We start from the raw sequence: 18,233 nt of genomic DNA on the forward strand, positions 1-18,233 counted from the left end.
GCGGTCACGACACGAAAGAGCCGATCCGTGACCAACGTCCTGATGCCCCCCGAATGGGCGCCGCAGGATTGGTTGTGGATCGGCTTTCCGCATCTGGCCGATGAATGGCCGGGCTATCTGGAGCGCGCGCAGGAGCAAATAGCCGCGTTCGCCAGCGCGGTCGCGGATAGCGGCCAAGAGGTTCGCCTGCTGGTGCGCGATGACGACAATGCGGCGCGCGCGGCGAAGCTCGCCAGCGCAAAGGTCGCTTTGGGAAAGCGCGTCTATGGCGACATCTGGCTGCGCGACACCGGTCCCCTGATCGTCAGTGACCACGGCAAACCAGCCGCTCGGCGTTTCGGTTTCAATGGCTGGGGCGGCAAGTATGAAATGTCCGGCGATGAGACGATCGGGGCAGAGCTTGCCCACGATGCAGGATTGCCTCTGATAACCTCTCCGATGATCCTCGAAGGGGGCGCGGTGGACGGCGATGGCACCGGCCTTGTCGCGACAACCGAACAATGCCTGCTTAATCCCAATCGCAACCCTGCAATGAGCCGGGGCAACATTGAAGCTACGCTCGCGGAGACGCTGGGTTTTGAGCGCGTACTTTGGCTGGGTGAGGGCCTGATCAACGATCACACGGACGGGCATGTAGACAATCTCGCGCGTTTCGTCGGGCCAAACCGTATAGTCGTACCCGCGCCATCGGGCGGGGACGATCCCAATCGCGATATCTACACCGACGCGGCAAGGCGGGCGGCAGAATTCGGCGTCGATGTCGTGCGCATCCCCTCACCGGGACTTGTCGCACGCGATGGTGAGATCGAACCGGCAAGCTACGTCAATTTCGCAATCACATCGAACCTCGTTGTGGTTCCGACTTTCGGATCCGTACATGATGCTGACGGCGTGGCCGCAATCGCCGAGCAATTTGCGGATCGGGATGTAATCGGCCTGCCCGCAGACGCGGTCTTGGCCGGTGGCGGCGGATTTCACTGCGCCAGCCAGCAAATGCCCGCGCTACCCCTGCAGAATTAACGCCGCATTAGGATTTGGCGGCGAAAATTGCGGCCATGGCCAAGATCACCGCCTTTTCGAAGACAGCGCTCGATGCGGCACGCACGCGCAAGCTCGACATCCTGCGCTGCATGGTCGTGACAGGCTGCGGTCTCGCGCTGATCCTGGCGGGCAAGCCACTTCCTTTTTAAGCCCCTGCGGCGCCCGCCGTAACCGATTGTCCCTTATCGCCGAACCCAGTTCGTACAATTGGTCGCTTCGGGGTTCACATGACAAAATTTTCGCTCGCTTTGCTGACTGCTATTGCGGCGCTCTCCGCTTTCTCTTTCGGGCTTGCGATACCCGGCAATGCGCAAATCGATCGTTCGCCCGCAGGCGGCGAGCCTGTGCTTATTGAACTGTTCACCAGCCAGGGCTGTTCGTCGTGCCCCCCGGCTGACAGATTGGCGAACCGGCTCGAAAGCGAACCCGGTCTGGTGGTGATTTCCAAGCCCGTCGATTATTGGGACAGGCTCGGCTGGAAGGATACTTTCGCCAGCCCTGAAAACACCGCCCTCCAGCGCGCCTATGCGCGCCGAGGTCTGGAGGGGTATGACGGTGTCTACACGCCGCAATCGGTGATCGCGGGTGGATACGGCGAGGTCGGATCCGATGAGCGCGCCATCCGGAATTCCGTGAGAGCCGCTGCACGGCAGCAGACTTCCGCCATCCGTGTGCGCGGGAATGGCGACACGGGATACGCGATCGGCATCGCAGGCCCGGCAGGCACCATGGGGGAGCTTGTGCTGGTGGGTGTCGAGAGCAGTCCGACAGTCGCCATCGAGCGCGGTGAGAACCGGGGCCGCAACGTCACTTACGCGAATGTTCTGGTCGGTGAGCGCGTGGTGTCGAGATGGTCTGGTGGAAAGGCCAGCCATGTGATCCGGCGCGGCGATCTCGGAATGCCGCGCGCGGATCGTTATACTCTTTTGCTGCGCGAGCGCGCTGGCGGCGCGGTCCTCGCAGCGCAGTGGCTTGAACGCTAAACCAGCTTTAAGAGCGCCGCGACGGCCGCCGCGCCGAGAACCGTGCCGACAAAGCTGCGCCAGACCGGATCGCTGACTTTTCCGAAGGCAAGACTGCCGATCCAGTTGCCGAAAAGAACCAGCGGGAACAGCGCCAGCCCAAGGGAGACGATCTTCCACTCCAGCACGCCGATCGCGCTGCCCGATGCAATGCCGGCGACCGCGGCAACACCGAAAATCCCGATCATGGACGCCTTCGCGGTGGCACGCGGAATGTCGCGTCCGACATAATAGGGCACGACTGGCGGGCCGGGCATGGCAGCAAATCCGGTAAGAACTCCAGCCGATAGGCCGACAGCCGTCGTGGCCCCTGCACCCGGCTGCGCGGCACTCCTTCGCGGAAGCAGGATCGCACCAAACGCCGACAGAGCCACCAGCGCTATCAGCAAGCGTGCCAGGTCCTGCGGCGTGGCAGCAAGAAGCATAAGCCCCGGGGCCGTACCGACGACAACAAGCGTGCTTATCAGCAACGCGCTTCGTTCCGCCTCGCGCAGGATCAGGCGGATTTCGGTCAGCGCCAGCAGGCCCGCCATGATGTTGATCGCAAGCACGGCCTCGACCGGCGTGAGAGCCAATGCAAGGATGGGGACCAAGAGGATCCCGAAACCGAACCCCGTCAATCCGCGCACGAAGGCGGCTCCCAGTGTCGCAGCAATCGCGACGGCGATCTGCGCCGCACTGAACCCCGCAAGAAAGTCCAAACGTCAGTCCCGCAGATCCGGCGGTGTCGCAGCTTCGGTCAGCATCGCCACCGCCTCTTCAAGCGAGAGCACCTTCTGATCCTTTTCGCCCAGGGTCCGCATCGTCACCTTGCCTTCTTCCGCCTCACGCTTACCGACGACCAGGATGTGCGGGACTTTTGCCAGCGAATGTTCGCGCACTTTGTAATTGATCTTCTCGTTGCGGAGATCGCTTTTCACGCGGACGCCAGCGGCGGCGAGCCGCGCTTCGACGTCCTGCGCGTAGCCATCGATGTCGGACACGATCGGCGCAACGACCGCCTGCACCGGTGAGAGCCACACCGGCAGACGTCCGGCATAATGCTCGATCAGGATGCCGATAAAGCGCTCATACGAACCGAAGATCGCGCGGTGCAGCATGACCGGGCGATGCTTCTCGCCATCCTCGCCAATGTAAGTTGCATCGAGCCGGTCGGGCAGCACACGGTCGCCCTGAATCGTGCCGACCTGCCACGTCCGACCGATCGCATCGGTAAGGTGCCATTCGAGCTTGGGCGCGTAGAACGCGCCTTCGCCCGGCAGTTCTTCCCAGCCATACTCGTCATTGTCCATGCCCGCTTCGGCGACGGCATCGCGCAATTCCTGTTCGGCCTTGTCCCAATCCTCTTCCGACCCGAAGCGCTTTTCAGGGCGTAGCGCCAGCTTCACGTGATAGGTGAAGCCGAAGTCGCGATAGACGCTGTCGGCCAGCGCGCAGAATTTGCGCACCTCCTCGACCACTTGGTCTTCGGTGCAGAAGATATGCGCATCGTCCTGCGTGAACTGACGCACCCGCATAAGGCCGTGCAGCGCGCCATGCGGTTCGTTGCGGTGGCAGCAGCCCATCTCGCCCAGACGGATCGGGAGGTCGCGATAAGACGTGATGCCCTGCTTGAAGACGAGCACATGCGCAGGACAGTTCATCGGCTTGATCGCCATCCAGTCGGCATCGGGTGCGACCTTGGGGGAGGCTGCACCGTCCTCTTCATCGACTTCCGGCACCATGTCGGGCACGGCAAACATGTTCTCGGCGTACTTTCCCCAGTGGCCGGACTGGGTCCATTGGCGCACATCCATCAGCTGCGGGGTCTTGATCTCGCGGTATCCGCCGCCATCCATCTTGCGGCGCATATAGGCTTCGAGCTCGCGCCAGATGCGGTAGCCTTTTGGGTGCCAGAAAACGCTGCCATGCGCCTCTTCCTGAAGGTGGAACAGGTCCATCTCACGGCCGAGCTTTCGGTGATCGCGCTTGGCCGCCTCTTCCAGCCGGTGAAGATGCGCATTCAGCTGTTTCTTGTTGAGCCAGCCAGTGCCGTAAATGCGCGTAAGCTGCGCGTTCTTCTGGTCGCCGCGCCAATAGGCTCCGGCGACGCGCATTAGCTTGAATGCCTGCGGATCGAGCTTGCCGGTCGAGGGAAGGTGCGGGCCGCGGCACATGTCGAGCCAGTCGTCACCCGACCAGTATACCGTCAGCTCCTCGTTCTCGGGCAGTTCCTTTGCCCATTCAGCCTTGAACGTCTCGCCTTCAGACTGCCATTTCTCGATAAGCTGTTCGCGCGTCCACGCCTCGCGGCGCAGCGGCTTATCCGCCTTGATGATCTCGCGCATCTTCTCCTCGATATCGGGAAGATCTTCCATGCTGAACGGCGCGCGGTCCTCCGGCGCTTTCACATCGTAATAGAAGCCGTCATCCGTCGCGGGGCCGAAGGTAATTTGCGTTCCCGGATAAAGCGCCTGCACTGCTTCGGCGAGCACATGGGCGTAATCGTGCCGCGCGAGCTCAAGCGCTTCCTCTTCGTCCTTAGACGTGATCAGCGCGAGTTCGCTATCGCCCTCAAACGGACGATCCAGGTCGCGCACTTCACCATTCACCCGAGCGGCGAGGGCAGCTTTTGCCAGACCCGGCCCGATCGCAGCAGCAACATCGCCCGGCGTGCTGCCCGGCTCCATTTCGCGCACGGAGCCATCCGGCAGGCTGATCTTGAGCAATTCGGTCATTCGTTTCGTCCGTCTCTTGTTTCGCGCAAAACTCGTCCCGCGCGCATTCACCGGCGCCCTGCCACAAGCGGGCAGGCACCGGAAGTGCGGTGTGGCATTTTACCGATTTCAGGAGGACACCGCGCCGCCCGAAACCGGGAGGCGGACTGTCTGGCCTAACCCAGCAGCAACCGCCCCCGGAAATCCGAGGTGGTAGTTGTCGTGGTGGTAGTCAGAAGCGTGGCCATGGCGGTGCATATAAGCGCAAGCGGTGACGATGTCATCACCGCTTTCACTCGGCGGAGAACGGAAAGGGCTCGCTCCATTTTGGAAAGTACGCTTGACAAACGCACGAATCAATGACAAGTATGCTTTCCATAAATGAAAGGGAGCTTTCCTTATGAGCAAGATTTTACAATCACTGATTTGGGCAGGCGCCATCATTGCCGCTGCGCTCTTCTGCGTGTCGAACGGGGTAAGCGACAGCGCCAGCTTCGGCATTGTCATGGGCCTTTCCGGTGCCGCTTGGGGCAGCTTGCAGGGAGAGATGGGCTGCGGTCGCAGGTGCCTCTCATGACGACGGAAAAGCATCGCCCATCGGGTGTGCTCGGGCGCGGACCGGCATTCTGGGCCGTGATGGTTTTTATCAGTACCGCGCTGATTGTCACCCTCTCGGTCACGGGCGCGATTGAACAGAAGGCGCCGCTGCTGCTGCTCACGATCGTGCCGGTCAGCCTTGCGATGGTGATGTTCCGGGCCGGATACAAGATGGCCGATAGCCCATCGGCAAGCTGCGGCGGCAAGGGCGCGGCTCAAAAAACCTATATCAAGCGAACTGCAATCTTCACCTCGCTCTATCTCGCCACATTCGGACTGTTGATGTTCGCCGATCGCGAGATCGGAATAGAGGGAGAATTGAAATTCGCGCTGGCCCTGCTGCCCGGCCTCGCAATCTGCGGAATCTTCTGGGCGATCGGCAGGCTGATAGTCGAGGAAAAGGACGAATTCATGCGCATGCTGGTCGTTCGGCAGGCACTTGTTGCGACCTCCGTGGCGCTCAGCGCTGCGACCGTATGGGGCTTCCTTGAATCCGCCGATGTAGTCCCGCACGTGGACGCCTATTGGTGGGCAGTCGCATGGTTCTTCGGCCTGTTTCTCGGCGCGCTCGCCAACCGCGTGCAATACGGTACGTGGGGCGCTGTTTGATGAACAACCGCCTTAAGGTGCTGCGCGCAGAGCGCGACTGGTCGCAGCAGGATCTCGCCGAGCGGCTCGAGGTAAGCCGGCAGAGCGTCAATGCGATCGAGAAGGGCCGCTACGATCCGTCGCTGCCGCTGGCATTCAAGATCGCCGATGTGTTCGGCCTTACCATCGAAGATATATTCAGCCGGGATTGAGACCGGCCAAAAAAAGAGCCCGCATCATGGCGCGGGCTCTTCCCAATAGTTCTTGAGTTATTCTTATGCCGTCGCGGGCTGCGGCACGCTCGCCACGGGGGCGGTTTCCGGGTTCGTCGGCTGCGGCTGCTCTTCGCTGTCCTTGCCGAAAAATTTTTTCGCGGCATAGCCGCCCACGCCCAGCGCGATCATCGCGGGGATGCTCAAACGGCTGAGGACGAAAGGCGCAGCTGCGCCGATCATGGCGCCGGTCGTCCCGCCGATGCCCTTTGTCTGTTTCGCGAGTTTGCCGCCAACGGCAGCTCCGATGATTTTACCAAGCATTTCAATCTCCTTTGGTAAATCAATGCAGGAGATCGCGGTGTGGTTCCGAATTCGGTCAGTCTTCCGGAGCAGCTCGTCGCAGACGGTCAAACGGTGAGCGCGCGCGATCCCGCTTCGCTTGAAATGCGCGTGGTGCCAGCGAGCTTGGTCGAGCGTGTCTTGATCGTATCGAGAAAGCGGAATTCGTTTGTCGCGCGTTCCGGGGTGATTTCCACCGCCATGTAGCCGCGCTGCGATGTATCGGCCCATTTGAGCTGATCGTTGGCGGCGACGGCGGCGCGGGCGAAATCCTGCGGCGGTATTGCGCTGAGGTTCGTTTCAAGGCCGGGCGAGCTGACGCCAGGCACGCCGAATTCGATCCCGGCCTTGGCTCCCTCATCGTCCAGCTCGAATGCCCAGCCATTATGCGTATCGCCCGCGAGCACCAGCAGGTTCGCGTCGGCTTCGAGCGCTGATGTGAGCGCTCTGGCGCGCGCCGCTGGGTAACCGTCCCACGCGTCCATATTGGCGGGCAGGCCGATCTGACTGGCGAGCGCCGCTGCGAGCAGGCGCGCGCGAATGAATTCCGGCATCTCTTCGCTGATCGCACTGACGATGCTCGGAGGGGTCTTGAGATTGCCCATCAAGACCTGCTGCGCGAGGATTTGCCAAGTTGCGCCGCGCGCCTTCGAAGCGGCCAATTGCATGGCCAGCCATTGCTCCTGCGCTGCGCCGAGCAGCTGTCTGTCCGGATCGGCCCAGTCGCCATCGCGGAAACTCACCAAAGCCGCTGCAGCAGCATCGGCATCGCTCACCCCGCCAAGTATGGTTTCGAGGCTGAACTGCTCCTCACGCCCTTCAAGCCGCGTGTCGAGCCGGATGAGCGTGGCAAGATCGCCGACATCGTAAGCGGCATAGGGCTCATCGGAAACGGGCATCCATTCGCGGTAAGCCCGTTTGCCCGCTGCCTTGCGCGCATCCCAATCGCCCTCGGTTTCCGGCTGGTGATTCTGCGCGCCATCGGTCCAGCTGTCATTGGCGGTCTCGTGGTCGTCCCAGACGGAAATCATCGGCAGCACCTGATGCAGGCGTTGCAGATCAGGGTCGGCCCGGTACGTGGCGTAACGAAGCCGGTAATCGGTCAGCGCGACAATTTCAGTATCGGGCCGGAGCGTGCGCATGGCATGCGCCTGCTGCGCGGAAGGATAGGTGCCCGCGCCGTACTCGTAAATGTAATCGCCCAGATGCACGGCGAGGTCGCAATCGTTCGCCTCGACCGCATGACCATAGGCGTTGAAGTAACCGAACCCGAAATTCGAGCATGAGAACACTGCAAGCTTGAAAGAGCGTGTCGGCCCTTCCGGTAGAGTGCGCGTGCGTCCCGTGTCGGACATGGCCCCGTCTGCGGCGATGAAGCGATAGAAATACCAGCTATCGGGATCGAGGCCGTTCGCGATCGCCTTGGCGCACCAATCGCGATTGGGCGATGCCGTCGCTTTGCCCTCGGACACGACGCGGGTGAAATCACTGTCTTCAGCGACTTGCCATTCGAGCTCTGCCTCCGCTTCGCCGACATAGCGGGTCCACAGCAGCACATTGTCCGCGTGAGGCTCTCCGCTGGCAACCGAGTGGGTGAAGCCCGTGCCGAAACTGCGCGCTACTGCCGGCGCAGCGCCCAGCGCGGCGGATGCTCCTGCAAGCCGGAACAGGCTGCGGCGGGAAAGATCGGCGGATTTGCGGGCTGGCTGTTCAGCGGGTTCGTTCTTGATCATGGAGCGACATTAGCCCCCATGCGTGTCTTGGCAATGACAAGACTTGCACGAGCGCGCTGCAAGCGGGCAAGAAGGCGCGCATGTTCGATATCAAGCACCATGACATGCCCGGCGGGACGCGGATCGCCTATCGCTACATCAAAGGCGACGGCCCAGCTCTCGTCTTCCTCCCCGGCTACATGTCCGATATGTCAGGCGGCAAAGCGACGGCCTTGTTCGATGAAGCGCGGGCTGAGGGGCGCGCATGCCTGTTGCTCGATTACTCGGGCTGCGGCGAAAGCGACGGCGACTTTGCCGATGGCACCTTGTCGAAATGGCGCGACGAGGTGCTCGCGCTGATCGAAGCGTATACGGGTAAGCCGATCCTGCTCGTCGGGTCGTCGATGGGCGGCTGGCTGATGCTGCTGGTGGCCGAACAACTTGGCGATCGGCTCGCCGGGATGATTGGCATTGCCGCTGCACCGGATTTTACGCACTGGGGCTATTCCGCAGATCAGCGCGCGTCTCTGGCAGCAGGCCAGACCATTTACGAGGACAATCCTTATGGACCGGAGCCAACCCCGACCCATCCCGGCTTTTGCGCCGATGCCGAGAATCACATGCGCCTCGACAAAGGCATTGATGTGTCATGCCCGGTCAAACTTCTGCACGGACAGCGCGATGCCGATGTGCCCTGGCAGACAAGCCTGAAGCTGGCCGAGGCGCTGCGTTCGGATGCGGTACAGGTGATGCTGGTTAAGGATGGCGACCACCGGCTCTCGCGAGAAAGCGATATCGCTTTGCTCAAAAGCCTCGTCGCCAGCTTTTACTGACGGAAATTTCCCAAGTGTCCATGATCCTCGCCTTCTTGATCCAGGTCGGCCCCAACCCCGCCGCAAACGACAATCTCGGCGTGCCCGATGAGCTTTTGAACCGCCCGCCGCGTCAGTCGTCCCTCGAAGCCGCACAGAACCCGACCACGGCGTGGCTGGAAGAATGCCTCGATCTGCTCGCGCAGGATCCTGCGCGCGCGCATTCGAAGGCGCAGATCAGGCTGACCGAAACGAGCGGAGCTGACCGGATTATCGCCAACCATTGCCTCGGTCTGGCCGCGACCGAATTGGGACTGTGGGACGATGCGCGAACCGCCTTTATTGCGGCGCGCGACGAGACGCCGATGGACGAGCAGCGGACCAAGGCGCGCTTCGGCCTGATGGCTGGCAATGCGGCGCTCGGCGCAGGCGATCAAGACGACGCTCTGCTGCTGCTGCAAACCGCGCAGGAAAATGCCAAGACTGCGGCATCGGCCACGCTGGAAGCGCTGGCTGCCATGGATGTTGCGCGCGTGCTCGTCGCGCTAGGACGCCCGCACGATGCCTTCGTGCCGCTGTCGCGCGCGACTCTGCTGGAGCCCGAGAAAGCCGAACCCTGGCTCCTGACCGCAACCCTGTATCGCCGCCTTGAGCGGCTGGACGATGCACAGGAGGCGATCGAGCAGGCAGCGCGGCTCGCGCCGCTGGAAGGCGCGATCGGATTGGAGGCGGGCCTGATCGCGGTGCTTTCGGGACGGGACGAGGCCGCGCGGCAAAGCTGGCAATCGGTCATCGACACGCAGCCAGAGAGCCCCGCAGCAAAGACGGCAGAAGATTATCTCGAACAGCTCGGCCCGGCGCCTGAGACCGGGCAAACCTCCAATCCATGACGGCGTTCTCTGTTCTCGACCTCGTCCCTGTGCGCGAAGGCGGGACGCTTGGTGAAGCTTTCGCGGCGAGCGTCGAACTCGCGAAAGCCGCCGAGGAACTCGGCTGCAAGCGCTTCTGGGTCGCCGAACATCATGCGATGGACGGGATTGCAGGCGGGGCGACATCGGTCGTTCTCGCACACATCGGCAATGCCACCAGCACGATCCGGATCGGGTCGGGCGGGATCATGCTGCCCAACCACACACCGTTCCAGATCGCCGAGCAGTTCGGCACGCTCGATGCCCTGTTTCCAGGCCGGGTCGATCTCGGCCTGGGACGCGCGCCGGGCGCTGGGCCCGAGCTGCAACGCGCGCTGCGCAAGGATCTGCACCAGGCAGCGGAATATTTCCCGCAGGACGTTGTCGAGCTGCGCGCGCTGCTGACGGGCGATGTCGATCTTCCGATCGCAGCCACGCCCGGCCTCGGCGCTAAGGTCGAGCTATGGATGCTAGGATCGAGCCTATTCGGAGCGCAGCTCGCGGCAAAACTCGGTATACCTTACGCGTTCGCCGCGCATTTCGCGCCGGCCCATCTCGATGCTGCGCTGGAACTCTATCGGCGCGATTTTCAGCCGTCGGACGCCTTGGCGCAGCCCTATGTCAGCGTTGCGATGAACGTCTTCGCTGCTGGCAGCACAGAGGATGCCGAGACGCTCGCCTCTAGCCAGCAGCAAAGCTTCGTCGCATTGCGCTCGGGCACGCCCGGTAAACTGCCACCGCCGATCGAGCACTACACAGTCACGCTTCCGGCGCCGTACCGGGCAATGCTCGACAGTCTCGGGCAGGCTGCGGCGGTGGGGACGCCCGAACAAGTCCGGGAAAGTATAGAAGCTTTCGTAAAGCGGACGGATGCCGACGAGATCATCCTGTGCGGATCGACCTATGATCCGAAAGCCCGGATCCGCTCACTGCAACTGACCATCGAAGCCGTCGGACATACTGCGAATGGGGGAGCGGCAGCAGTCCAGTAATGCAGCAAGCGGACCCGGGACGTGGGCACCAGACGCGGCGAAATTGCCCGCAGTAGGGGGCCGGAGCACCCGCCGCATTCTTGTTATAGAAAGTATCCGCGCAATCCGGGCGCTGCTTGCATAAAAAATTCAGCAGGCGCAGAGCGGCGGGCGATGATGGTGCTTGCGCCGAACCGCGCAAAGCGAGTATCGCGAACACGATAAGAATAAACCGGCATAATTATATTACCCGGAGCAGGAATATGGCGGCAAAGCCCAAGCGGAAGTCCCCGGCAGCGCCTTCTGGCAAAACCGCATTGCACAAGACCCTCGAAAAGCACCTCAAGGCGGCAATCCTCCCCGGTGATGATGCGCTCGAAGGCGAGCAGCTCGGCGAGACCACCGATTTTCTCTTGGCAGCGGCTGCCACGCGCCAACCCGCTCGATCTGCGCTCAAACTGGAATCGGCGACCGGAGAGCGTCGCCGCCTGCGGATCGCGATCGTCAATGACGACATGCCGTTCCTGGTCGATTCCATCGCTGCAACAATCGCCGCCCAAGGCCTCAGCATTGATCGTCTGGTGCACCCGGTTATCGGCGTCGAACGCGACGAAGCCGGTAATCTCGTGAAATTCGCTGAAGCAAAGGCGAACGGCACATCCAGCGAATCGCTGATCTACATAGAGACGCCGCGCGTTGACGCGCGCCAGCGCCGAGAGCTGGTCAATCAGCTGCGCGTCACGCTCGGCGATGTTCGTGCCGCTGTGGGCGACTGGGCGAAGGTGCGAAAGGCGACAAAGGCAGACGCCGATACGATCCGCTCATCGGACGACGAATCTGCGGCTCTGCTCGACTGGCTTAATCTCGGAATGCTCACACAGCTCGGGCATATCACGCTGCACCGCGATGGGCGCGAAACCGATATAATGGGCATCTGCCGCAAGAGCGCTCGCCAGCTGCTTGCCGAGACGTCTTACGAGCGGGCCTTCGCCTGGTTCGACGATCCCAAGCCCGGTCGCGGGCCGCGCGAGCTCTTGATCATAAAGTCCAACGTGCTGTCGACCGTGCACCGTCGCGTGCCGCTCGATCTGTTCGTGGTCCCGGTCCGCGATGGCAAAGGCGAGGTGACGGCGCTGTCGATCCATGCGGGCGTGTGGACCAGTGCCGCTCTCGCCTCTCCGCCGAGCGAGGTGCCGATATTGAGAGCGGCTCTTGCTTCGCTGACTGACGACCTTGGCTTCGACCCTTCCGGCCATGCCGGCAAGGCGCTGATCCATGCGTTCACCTCGCTGCCTCACGATGTGCTGATCGCCTTCAACGAAGACGATATCCGCACGCTCGCGACCGCCATGATGAGCCTGGTCGACCGGCCTCGCCCGCGCCTTGTCATGATCCAGTCACCCCTGGGCCGGCACCTGTTCGCGTTCGTATGGCTGCCACGCGACATGCTTTCGACCGACGTACGGCTTCAGATCGAAAACATGCTCAGCATGGCGCCGGGCACCGAAGTGCTCGACTGGACGCTCGAGGTTGAGGGCGGCGCGCTCGCGATGTTCCAGTATCTGCTCGACATACGCAGCGCCGAAGCCTTGCCGGATGCCGGTGCGATCGAAGCTCAGCTCGAAGACATGCTTCGCGGCTGGAACAATGCGGTCGAGAACCATCTCGCCGATATCGACGACGCCGCTCGCTCAGCTGCGATTGCCGGGCGTTACGCAAGCGCATTTCCGCCCATGTTCCGTACACTGTACGGGCCGACTGAAGCCGCTGCGGACATCGTCCGTTTGCGCGGTCTTGCTGGCGGAGAGAACGAAGCGCGCGATGCCCGCCTCTACAGGCTCCCAGCCGACCCTGCCGACAGGCTGCGTTTGAAAGTGTACCATATCGGCGGCGAGCTCGCGCTTTCCGATGCTGTTCCAGCGCTTGAGAATTTCGGGTTCACGGTGATCGGCGAAACGGCCACTCGGCTTGAGGGAGGCACGCTGGGCAATGTGCACGACTTCACCCTTCGCCTGCTCCCCGGCGACGATGGCGATGCAATCCTGGACCGCGCGCACATTATCGAGGCGGCCATAGCCGAAGTGCTGAATGGCGTGGCCGAGGACGACGCGTTCAACCGGCTCGTCGTCGGAACAGCATTGGCGGCGCGGGATACCGGCTGGCTGCGCGCGATCTATCGCTATCTGCGCCAGACCGGGATGAGCTTCACAATCTACACAGTAGTCGATGCGCTCGGCCGCGCGCCAAGTGTCACGCGCGCTTTGATCGACCTGTTTGCGGCACGGCACGATCCGGACTTCGACAGTGATCGGAAAGACGCGATCGAAGGAGCGGAAACCGCTTATGCGCGGGGCCTGGCGAAGGTTTCGGCGATCAACGACGATCGATTGCTTCGTCTCTATCGCGCGGTCATCGATGCGATCCTGCGAACCAACGCCTTCGCACCAGCCGCGGCAGAGGCGCTGGCGTTCAAGATCGATTCCAGCCTCGTTCCCAACCTGCCAAAGCCGGTGCCGTGGCGCGAGATATTCGTCTATTCACGCCGGGTCGAGGGTATTCACCTGCGCTCTGGCGCGATCGCACGCGGTGGCCTGCGATGGTCCGACCGGCGAGACGATTTCCGCACCGAAATCCTCGGCCTGATGAAGGCGCAGCGCGTCAAGAACGCGGTCATCGTGCCCACGGGCGCGAAAGGCGGATTCTATCCGAAAGAACTGCCTTCTCCCGCGATCGACCGTGAAGGCTGGGCCGCCGAAGGGCAGGCGAGCTACGAGGTGTTTATCCGCACCCTGCTGTCGGTCACCGACAACATCGTGGACGGCAAGGTCGTGCACCCGGAGAAAGTCGCGATCCACGATGGCGAAGATCCTTACTTCGTGGTCGCAGCAGACAAGGGCACGGCGCGATTCTCCGACGTCGCCAATGCTATCGCGGAATCGAAAGACTTCTGGCTGGATGATGCCTTCGCCAGCGGTGGATCGAACGGATACGACCACAAGGCGATGGGCATCACAGCCCGCGGCGCCTGGGTCTCGGTCCAGCGCCACTTCCTCGAAATGGGCGTGGACGTGCAGAAGGACAGCATTCGCGTTGCCGGGTGCGGCGACATGTCGGGCGATGTCTTCGGCAATGGCATGCTGCTTTCGAAGGCGATCAAGCTGGTGGCAGCGTTCGATCACCGCCATATCTTCATCGACCCAGACCCTGATCCGGCCGCGAGCTGGAAAGAGCGCAAACGGCTTTACGACCTGCCGCGATCGAGTTGGGAGGACTACAATCCCGACCTGATTTCGCGCGGCGGCGGCATCTATTCGCGCGACCTGAAGCGAATCAAGCTGTCCAAGAAAGCGCGAACAATGCTGGGCATCGAGGACAAGGAAATCGAACCCGATGCACTTGTCAGCGCCATTCTGAAGGCCGAGCTCGACCTGATCTGGTTCGGCGGTATCGGCACCTACATCAAGGCCGAAGCGGAAAGCCACATCGCGGTTGGCGATCCTGCAAACGACGCCCTGCGCGTCGACGCGCGCGATGTCCGGGCAAAGGTAATCGGCGAGGGCGCCAATCTTGGCATCACCCAGGCGGGACGCATTGCGTTTTCGCTCGGCGGCGGACGCATCAACACCGATTTTATCGACAATTCGGCGGGCGTGGATTGCTCGGACAACGAAGTGAACATCAAGATCGCGCTGGCGGCAGCAACCCGGGATGGCAGCCTTACCGAAAAAAAGCGCAACAATCTGCTCGCGAAGATGACGGACGAGGTCGCCGAGATCGTCTTGGAGGACAACCGCCTTCAGGCACTTGCCTTGTCCATTGCAGAAGCCGGCGGTCCGGACGCGACCGCTTCCTACGTTCGCCTCATTGAACAATTGGAGCATGCGGGCGATCTGGACCGGCGCACGGAAGGTCTCGCCGATGGCGAAGCGCTGAGCCGCCGCGCAGCTGACGGTCAGGGCCTTACACGCCCTGAACTCGCGGTGCTGCTATCCTCGGCGAAGCTGGTGCTGCAGGACGCGATCGAAGCGAGCGGCCTGCCCGATGATCCTGTCCTCGAAGATTCGCTCATCGCGCTCTTCCCACAGCCGATGCGCAAAGCCTATGCCGAGCAGATTCGCGAACACCGGCTCCGCCGCGAACTCGTCGCAACCGATCTGTCCAATCGCATCGTCAATCGCCTCGGACTTGTCCATGCCTTCGAACTTGCCGAGGAAGAAGGCGCCGGGCTGTCCGATGTTGCGGCCGCTTTCGTCGTTGTCGAGCACCTCTTCGGCCTCGCCGATCTGTGGGACGATCTCGATAACGCAGCAATGAGTGAAAGCGCGCGGCTGATCCTGTTCGATCGGCTTGCGGCAGCGGTGGCCAACCTCATGTCCGACGTGCTGCGCACATCTGCTGGCCAGATCGAAGCAGGCGAAATGATCGCAAACCTTGCTAGCGGCGTGACCAAACTCACGGCGGCGCGCGAGACGTTGCTCTCGGCAGAAAACCGCGAGCGCTCGGACAATCTGCGCAAATATTTCACCGACAACGGCGCGCCAGAAGCGCTCGCCGTCAGGGTCGCTAATCTGTTCGACTATGACGGTTCTGTCGGCCTCGCTCAGCTCGCGCGGAAGACCGAGATTGAACCGGAAAAACTCACGCTGGCCTTCACCGATATCGGTGAGCGGATCGGGCTCGATTGGGCGCAAGGCACGGCGGCGCATATGTCGCCATCGGACATCTGGGAACGTCTGCTTGTCGACGGGCTGGCACGCGATTTCCAGCACATGCGGCTCGAATTCCTCAAACGGTTGATGCGCCGCAAAACGGGCAAGATCGACCCGCAGGGCACCATCGCCGAATGGGCCGAACGTAATGAGACCGCGGTCGAGCAATTCCGCCGTATGGTCAGCCGCGCGCAGGAGCGGCCTCCGGTGGCGCCTGCGGTTCTCGCGCAGATCGCGAGCCAGGCGCGCAACCTGCTTGAACGCTGACTCCCGTGTTTTCACCGCTTGACGCGAAGCCATTTTGACGCGACCCACCGGTTCATGGAGCGAGAGGACATCACGCGAAACAGCGCCGACATAGTCATCGTCGGCACCGGCCACGGCGGCGCCCAGGCAGCGATAGCGCTGCGCCAGCAAGGTCATGAAGGCTCGATCCTGATGATCGGACGCGACACCTCCCCGCCGTACGAACGCCCTCCTCTCTCCAAGGAATACCTGGCGGGCGACAAAGGGTTCGAAAGGATTATGATCCGCCCTGAAAAGTTCTGGGCCGACAAGAAAATCGACCTGCGCCTGGGCAGCGGCGTCGTGGAAATCGATCCGGTAGCCCACACGCTCACCCTCTCCGATGGCAGCGTCATCGGCTACCGCAAACTGATCTGGTCGGGCGGCGGGGATCCGCGCCGTCTCGGATGCGCCGGGGCAAACCTTAAAGGGGTGTTCTACATCCGGGACAAGCGCGATGCCGATGCGATGATGGCCGCGCTCGACGCGGGATCGAAGCGCGCGGTCGTGATCGGTGGCGGCTATATCGGGCTTGAGGCGGCGGCGGTCCTGCGCAAGCTCGGCAGCGAAGTGACGCTGGTCGAAACGCAGGACAGGGTTCTTGCACGGGTCGCCGGAGAGGACTTGTCGCGCTTTTACGAAAACGAGCACCGCCGGCAGGGTGTCGACGTTCGTCTGAATACAGGCGTAAGCGAAATCCTTGGCGAAGAGGGCAGGGTCTCTGGCGTTCTGCTTGACAGCGGCGACACCGTTCCCTGCGACATGGTGGTCGTCGGCATCGGGATCGTGCCCGCGGTGGCACCGCTCATCGCAGCGGGTGCCGCAGGGTCAAACGGGGTCGATGTCGATTTCTGCTGCCGCACCACGCTCGATGACATTTATGCCATTGGCGACTGCGCGGCGCATGCGAACCCCTATGCCGATAACGCTGTGATCCGGCTTGAGTCCGTTCAGAACGCCCATGACATGGCGAACACCGTCGCCAAGGCGATCATGGGCGACAAGCACGATTACGAGGCGCTTCCGTGGTTCTGGTCGAACCAATACGATCTCAAGCTCCAAACCGCGGGCCTCAGTCTGGATTACGACGAGACGGTGTTGCGCGGCGATCCGGCGGACCGGAAATTCACGGTGGGATATCTGAAAGAGGGGAAGCCAATCGCCTTCGATTGCGTCGGTACGATGAAGGATTATGTGCAGGGCCGGAAGATGCTCGAAGCAGGTACGGAAAAGATCGACCGCGAATTGCTGGCCAATCCCGACATTCCGATCAAGGAATTGATCTGAGGCGTTCGGTTGCCCATCGGGCTGCATCGGCGACCACCGGATCGGGATCGCCTTGCAAATTCTCGCACTGCCCCATCAACGCTGCATCACCGCTGTTTCCCGCAGCATAGAGGCAATTGCGCACGAACCGGTCGCGCCCGATCCGCTTGATCGGAGAACCGGAGAAGAACGAGCGAAAGCCCGCATCGTCGAGCGCCAACAGCTCGCCCAGCCGCGGTGCCGCGAGTTCGGCGCGCGGCAGGAATTCACGCATCGCGTGCGCTTCCTCGGCGAACTTGTTCCACGGGCAAACCGCCAGGCAATCATCGCAGCCGTAAATCCTGTTGCCGAGCTTTTCGCGAAGGTCCTCGGCGACCGGCCCCTTGTGCTCGATGGTGAGGTAGGAAATGCAGCGCCGCGCATCGATTTGGTATGCGCTGGGAAAGGCGTCGGTGGGGCAGCTGTCGAGGCAGGCGCGGCATGATCCGCACTGGTCACGCTGCGGATCGCTGAGATCAAGGTCGAGCGTCGTGTAGATCGCGCCAAGAAACAGCCAGCTTCCATGTTCGGGGCTGACGAGATTGGTGTGCTTGCCTTGCCACCCAATCCCTGCCGCTTCGCCCAGCGGCTTCTCCATCACCGGGGCGGTGTCGACAAAGACTTTGACTTCGGCGTCGGGCTGGTTCGCGACCAGCCACCGCGCCAGTGCTTTGAGCTTCTTCTTCACAACATCGTGGTAGTCCTTGCCTTGCGCGTAGACCGAGATCCGCGCGTGGCTGCCGGCTTGTTCCAGCGCCATGGGATCGTTCGCGGGCGCGTAGCTCATGCCCAGCGCGATAACGCTGCGCGCCTCGGGCCAAAGCCCTTGCGGAGAGCGGCGATGCTCGAGCCGTGTCTCCATCCACTCCATCGATCCGTGATGTCCTTCGCCCAACCATTGTTCAAGACGTTGGGCGCGCAGCGGATCTTCGCGCGCACTGGCGATGCCGACCGAGACGAAACCCAGTTCCCGAGCGCGGTTTTCGAGCCGCTCCTCTAGGTTAAGCGTTGCCGAGCTGTTAACCACGCTTGG

Annotated in this window: 16 protein-coding genes; 11 read left to right on the plus strand and 5 right to left on the minus strand. The window is 62.2% G+C overall.

Features of this window, described 5'->3' with window-relative positions; all coding sequences use genetic code 11:
• Positions 1-42 precede the first annotated feature (42 nt).
• The 3 genes from IB285_RS12470 (at position 43) to IB285_RS12475 (ending at position 2,024) form a co-directional block, all read left to right on the plus strand.
• Complete coding sequence (locus tag IB285_RS12470) at positions 43-1,020, plus strand: agmatine deiminase family protein (protein WP_190789113.1); 978 nt, start codon at positions 43-45, stop codon at positions 1,018-1,020.
• A 35-nt stretch (positions 1,021-1,055) separates the two neighbouring features.
• Complete coding sequence (locus tag IB285_RS15105) at positions 1,056-1,190, plus strand: hypothetical protein (protein WP_268888710.1); 135 nt, start codon at positions 1,056-1,058, stop codon at positions 1,188-1,190.
• A 78-nt stretch (positions 1,191-1,268) separates the two neighbouring features.
• Positions 1,269-2,024: a DUF1223 domain-containing protein gene (locus IB285_RS12475; protein WP_190788471.1), complete on the plus strand. Its 756-nt coding sequence runs from the start codon at positions 1,269-1,271 to the stop codon at positions 2,022-2,024.
• On the opposite strand, the gene IB285_RS12480 is transcribed toward IB285_RS12475, so the two are convergent.
• Together IB285_RS12480 and thrS are read right to left on the minus strand one after the other, a co-directional pair.
• On the minus strand, positions 2,021-2,764 hold the full coding sequence (locus tag IB285_RS12480; protein ID WP_190788472.1) for a sulfite exporter TauE/SafE family protein: 744 nt from the start codon (positions 2,762-2,764) through the stop codon (positions 2,021-2,023). The two genes, IB285_RS12475 and IB285_RS12480, sit on opposite strands and share 4 nt — an antisense overlap.
• Before the next feature lie 3 nt (positions 2,765-2,767).
• Positions 2,768-4,780, minus strand: coding sequence for a threonine--tRNA ligase (gene thrS / locus IB285_RS12485; RefSeq protein ID WP_190788473.1), 2,013 nt, complete (start codon positions 4,778-4,780; stop codon positions 2,768-2,770).
• A gap of 379 nt (positions 4,781-5,159) precedes the next feature.
• Here thrS and IB285_RS12490 point away from each other — a divergent pair, with 379 nt between their 5' ends.
• From IB285_RS12490 to IB285_RS12500, 3 genes are read left to right on the plus strand one after another with little or no spacing between them, the layout of a single operon-like run.
• Entirely contained in the window at positions 5,160-5,336 is a 177-nt protein-coding gene (locus tag IB285_RS12490) for a hypothetical protein (protein WP_190788474.1), read from the plus strand.
• A complete protein-coding gene (locus tag IB285_RS12495; RefSeq protein WP_190788475.1) occupies positions 5,333-5,965 on the plus strand; it encodes a hypothetical protein in 633 nt (210 codons plus the stop codon). The genes IB285_RS12490 and IB285_RS12495 overlap by 4 nt, the downstream gene beginning before the upstream one ends.
• On the plus strand, positions 5,965-6,156 hold the full coding sequence (locus tag IB285_RS12500) for a helix-turn-helix transcriptional regulator (protein WP_190788476.1): 192 nt from the start codon (positions 5,965-5,967) through the stop codon (positions 6,154-6,156). The genes IB285_RS12495 and IB285_RS12500 overlap by 1 nt, the downstream gene beginning before the upstream one ends.
• Positions 6,157-6,219: 63 nt before the next feature.
• On the opposite strand, the gene IB285_RS12505 is transcribed toward IB285_RS12500, so the two are convergent.
• Entirely contained in the window at positions 6,220-6,480 is a 261-nt protein-coding gene (locus IB285_RS12505) for a hypothetical protein (protein ID WP_190788477.1), read from the minus strand.
• Between the two features lie 86 nt (positions 6,481-6,566).
• Positions 6,567-8,231 (minus strand): alkaline phosphatase D family protein, encoded by a 1,665-nt coding sequence (locus IB285_RS12510; protein ID WP_190788478.1) that lies wholly within the window; start codon positions 8,229-8,231, stop codon positions 6,567-6,569.
• Between the two features lie 80 nt (positions 8,232-8,311).
• Between IB285_RS12510 and IB285_RS12515 the strand changes: the two genes are divergently transcribed.
• The 5 genes from IB285_RS12515 (at position 8,312) to IB285_RS12535 (ending at position 17,182) form a co-directional block, all read left to right on the plus strand.
• On the plus strand, positions 8,312-9,043 hold the full coding sequence (locus tag IB285_RS12515) for an alpha/beta fold hydrolase (protein WP_190788479.1): 732 nt from the start codon (positions 8,312-8,314) through the stop codon (positions 9,041-9,043).
• Positions 9,044-9,063: 20 nt separating this feature from the next.
• Complete coding sequence (locus tag IB285_RS12520; RefSeq protein WP_199803369.1) at positions 9,064-9,912, plus strand: tetratricopeptide repeat protein; 849 nt, start codon at positions 9,064-9,066, stop codon at positions 9,910-9,912.
• Positions 9,909-10,922, plus strand: a complete 1,014-nt coding sequence (locus IB285_RS12525) for an LLM class flavin-dependent oxidoreductase (protein ID WP_190788480.1) — start codon at positions 9,909-9,911, stop codon at positions 10,920-10,922. Before IB285_RS12520 ends, IB285_RS12525 begins: the two co-directional genes overlap by 4 nt.
• A 242-nt stretch (positions 10,923-11,164) precedes the next feature.
• Positions 11,165-15,877, plus strand: a complete 4,713-nt coding sequence (locus IB285_RS12530; RefSeq protein WP_190788481.1) for an NAD-glutamate dehydrogenase — start codon at positions 11,165-11,167, stop codon at positions 15,875-15,877.
• 54 nt (positions 15,878-15,931) lie between these two features.
• Positions 15,932-17,182, plus strand: a complete 1,251-nt coding sequence (locus IB285_RS12535; RefSeq protein ID WP_190788482.1) for an NAD(P)/FAD-dependent oxidoreductase — start codon at positions 15,932-15,934, stop codon at positions 17,180-17,182.
• On the opposite strand, the gene queG is transcribed toward IB285_RS12535, so the two are convergent.
• Positions 17,166-18,227 carry a tRNA epoxyqueuosine(34) reductase QueG gene (gene queG / locus IB285_RS12540; protein WP_190788483.1) on the minus strand — a complete coding sequence of 354 codons (1,062 nt, stop codon included), beginning with the start codon at positions 18,225-18,227 and terminating at the stop codon, positions 17,166-17,168. The genes IB285_RS12535 and queG overlap by 17 nt on opposite strands.
• Between the last annotated feature and the right edge of the window lie 6 nt (positions 18,228-18,233).

It is taken from the genome of Erythrobacter rubeus, from assembly GCF_014705715.1.
In the GTDB taxonomy this organism is placed as follows: Bacteria; Pseudomonadota; Alphaproteobacteria; order Sphingomonadales; family Sphingomonadaceae; genus Erythrobacter; species Erythrobacter rubeus.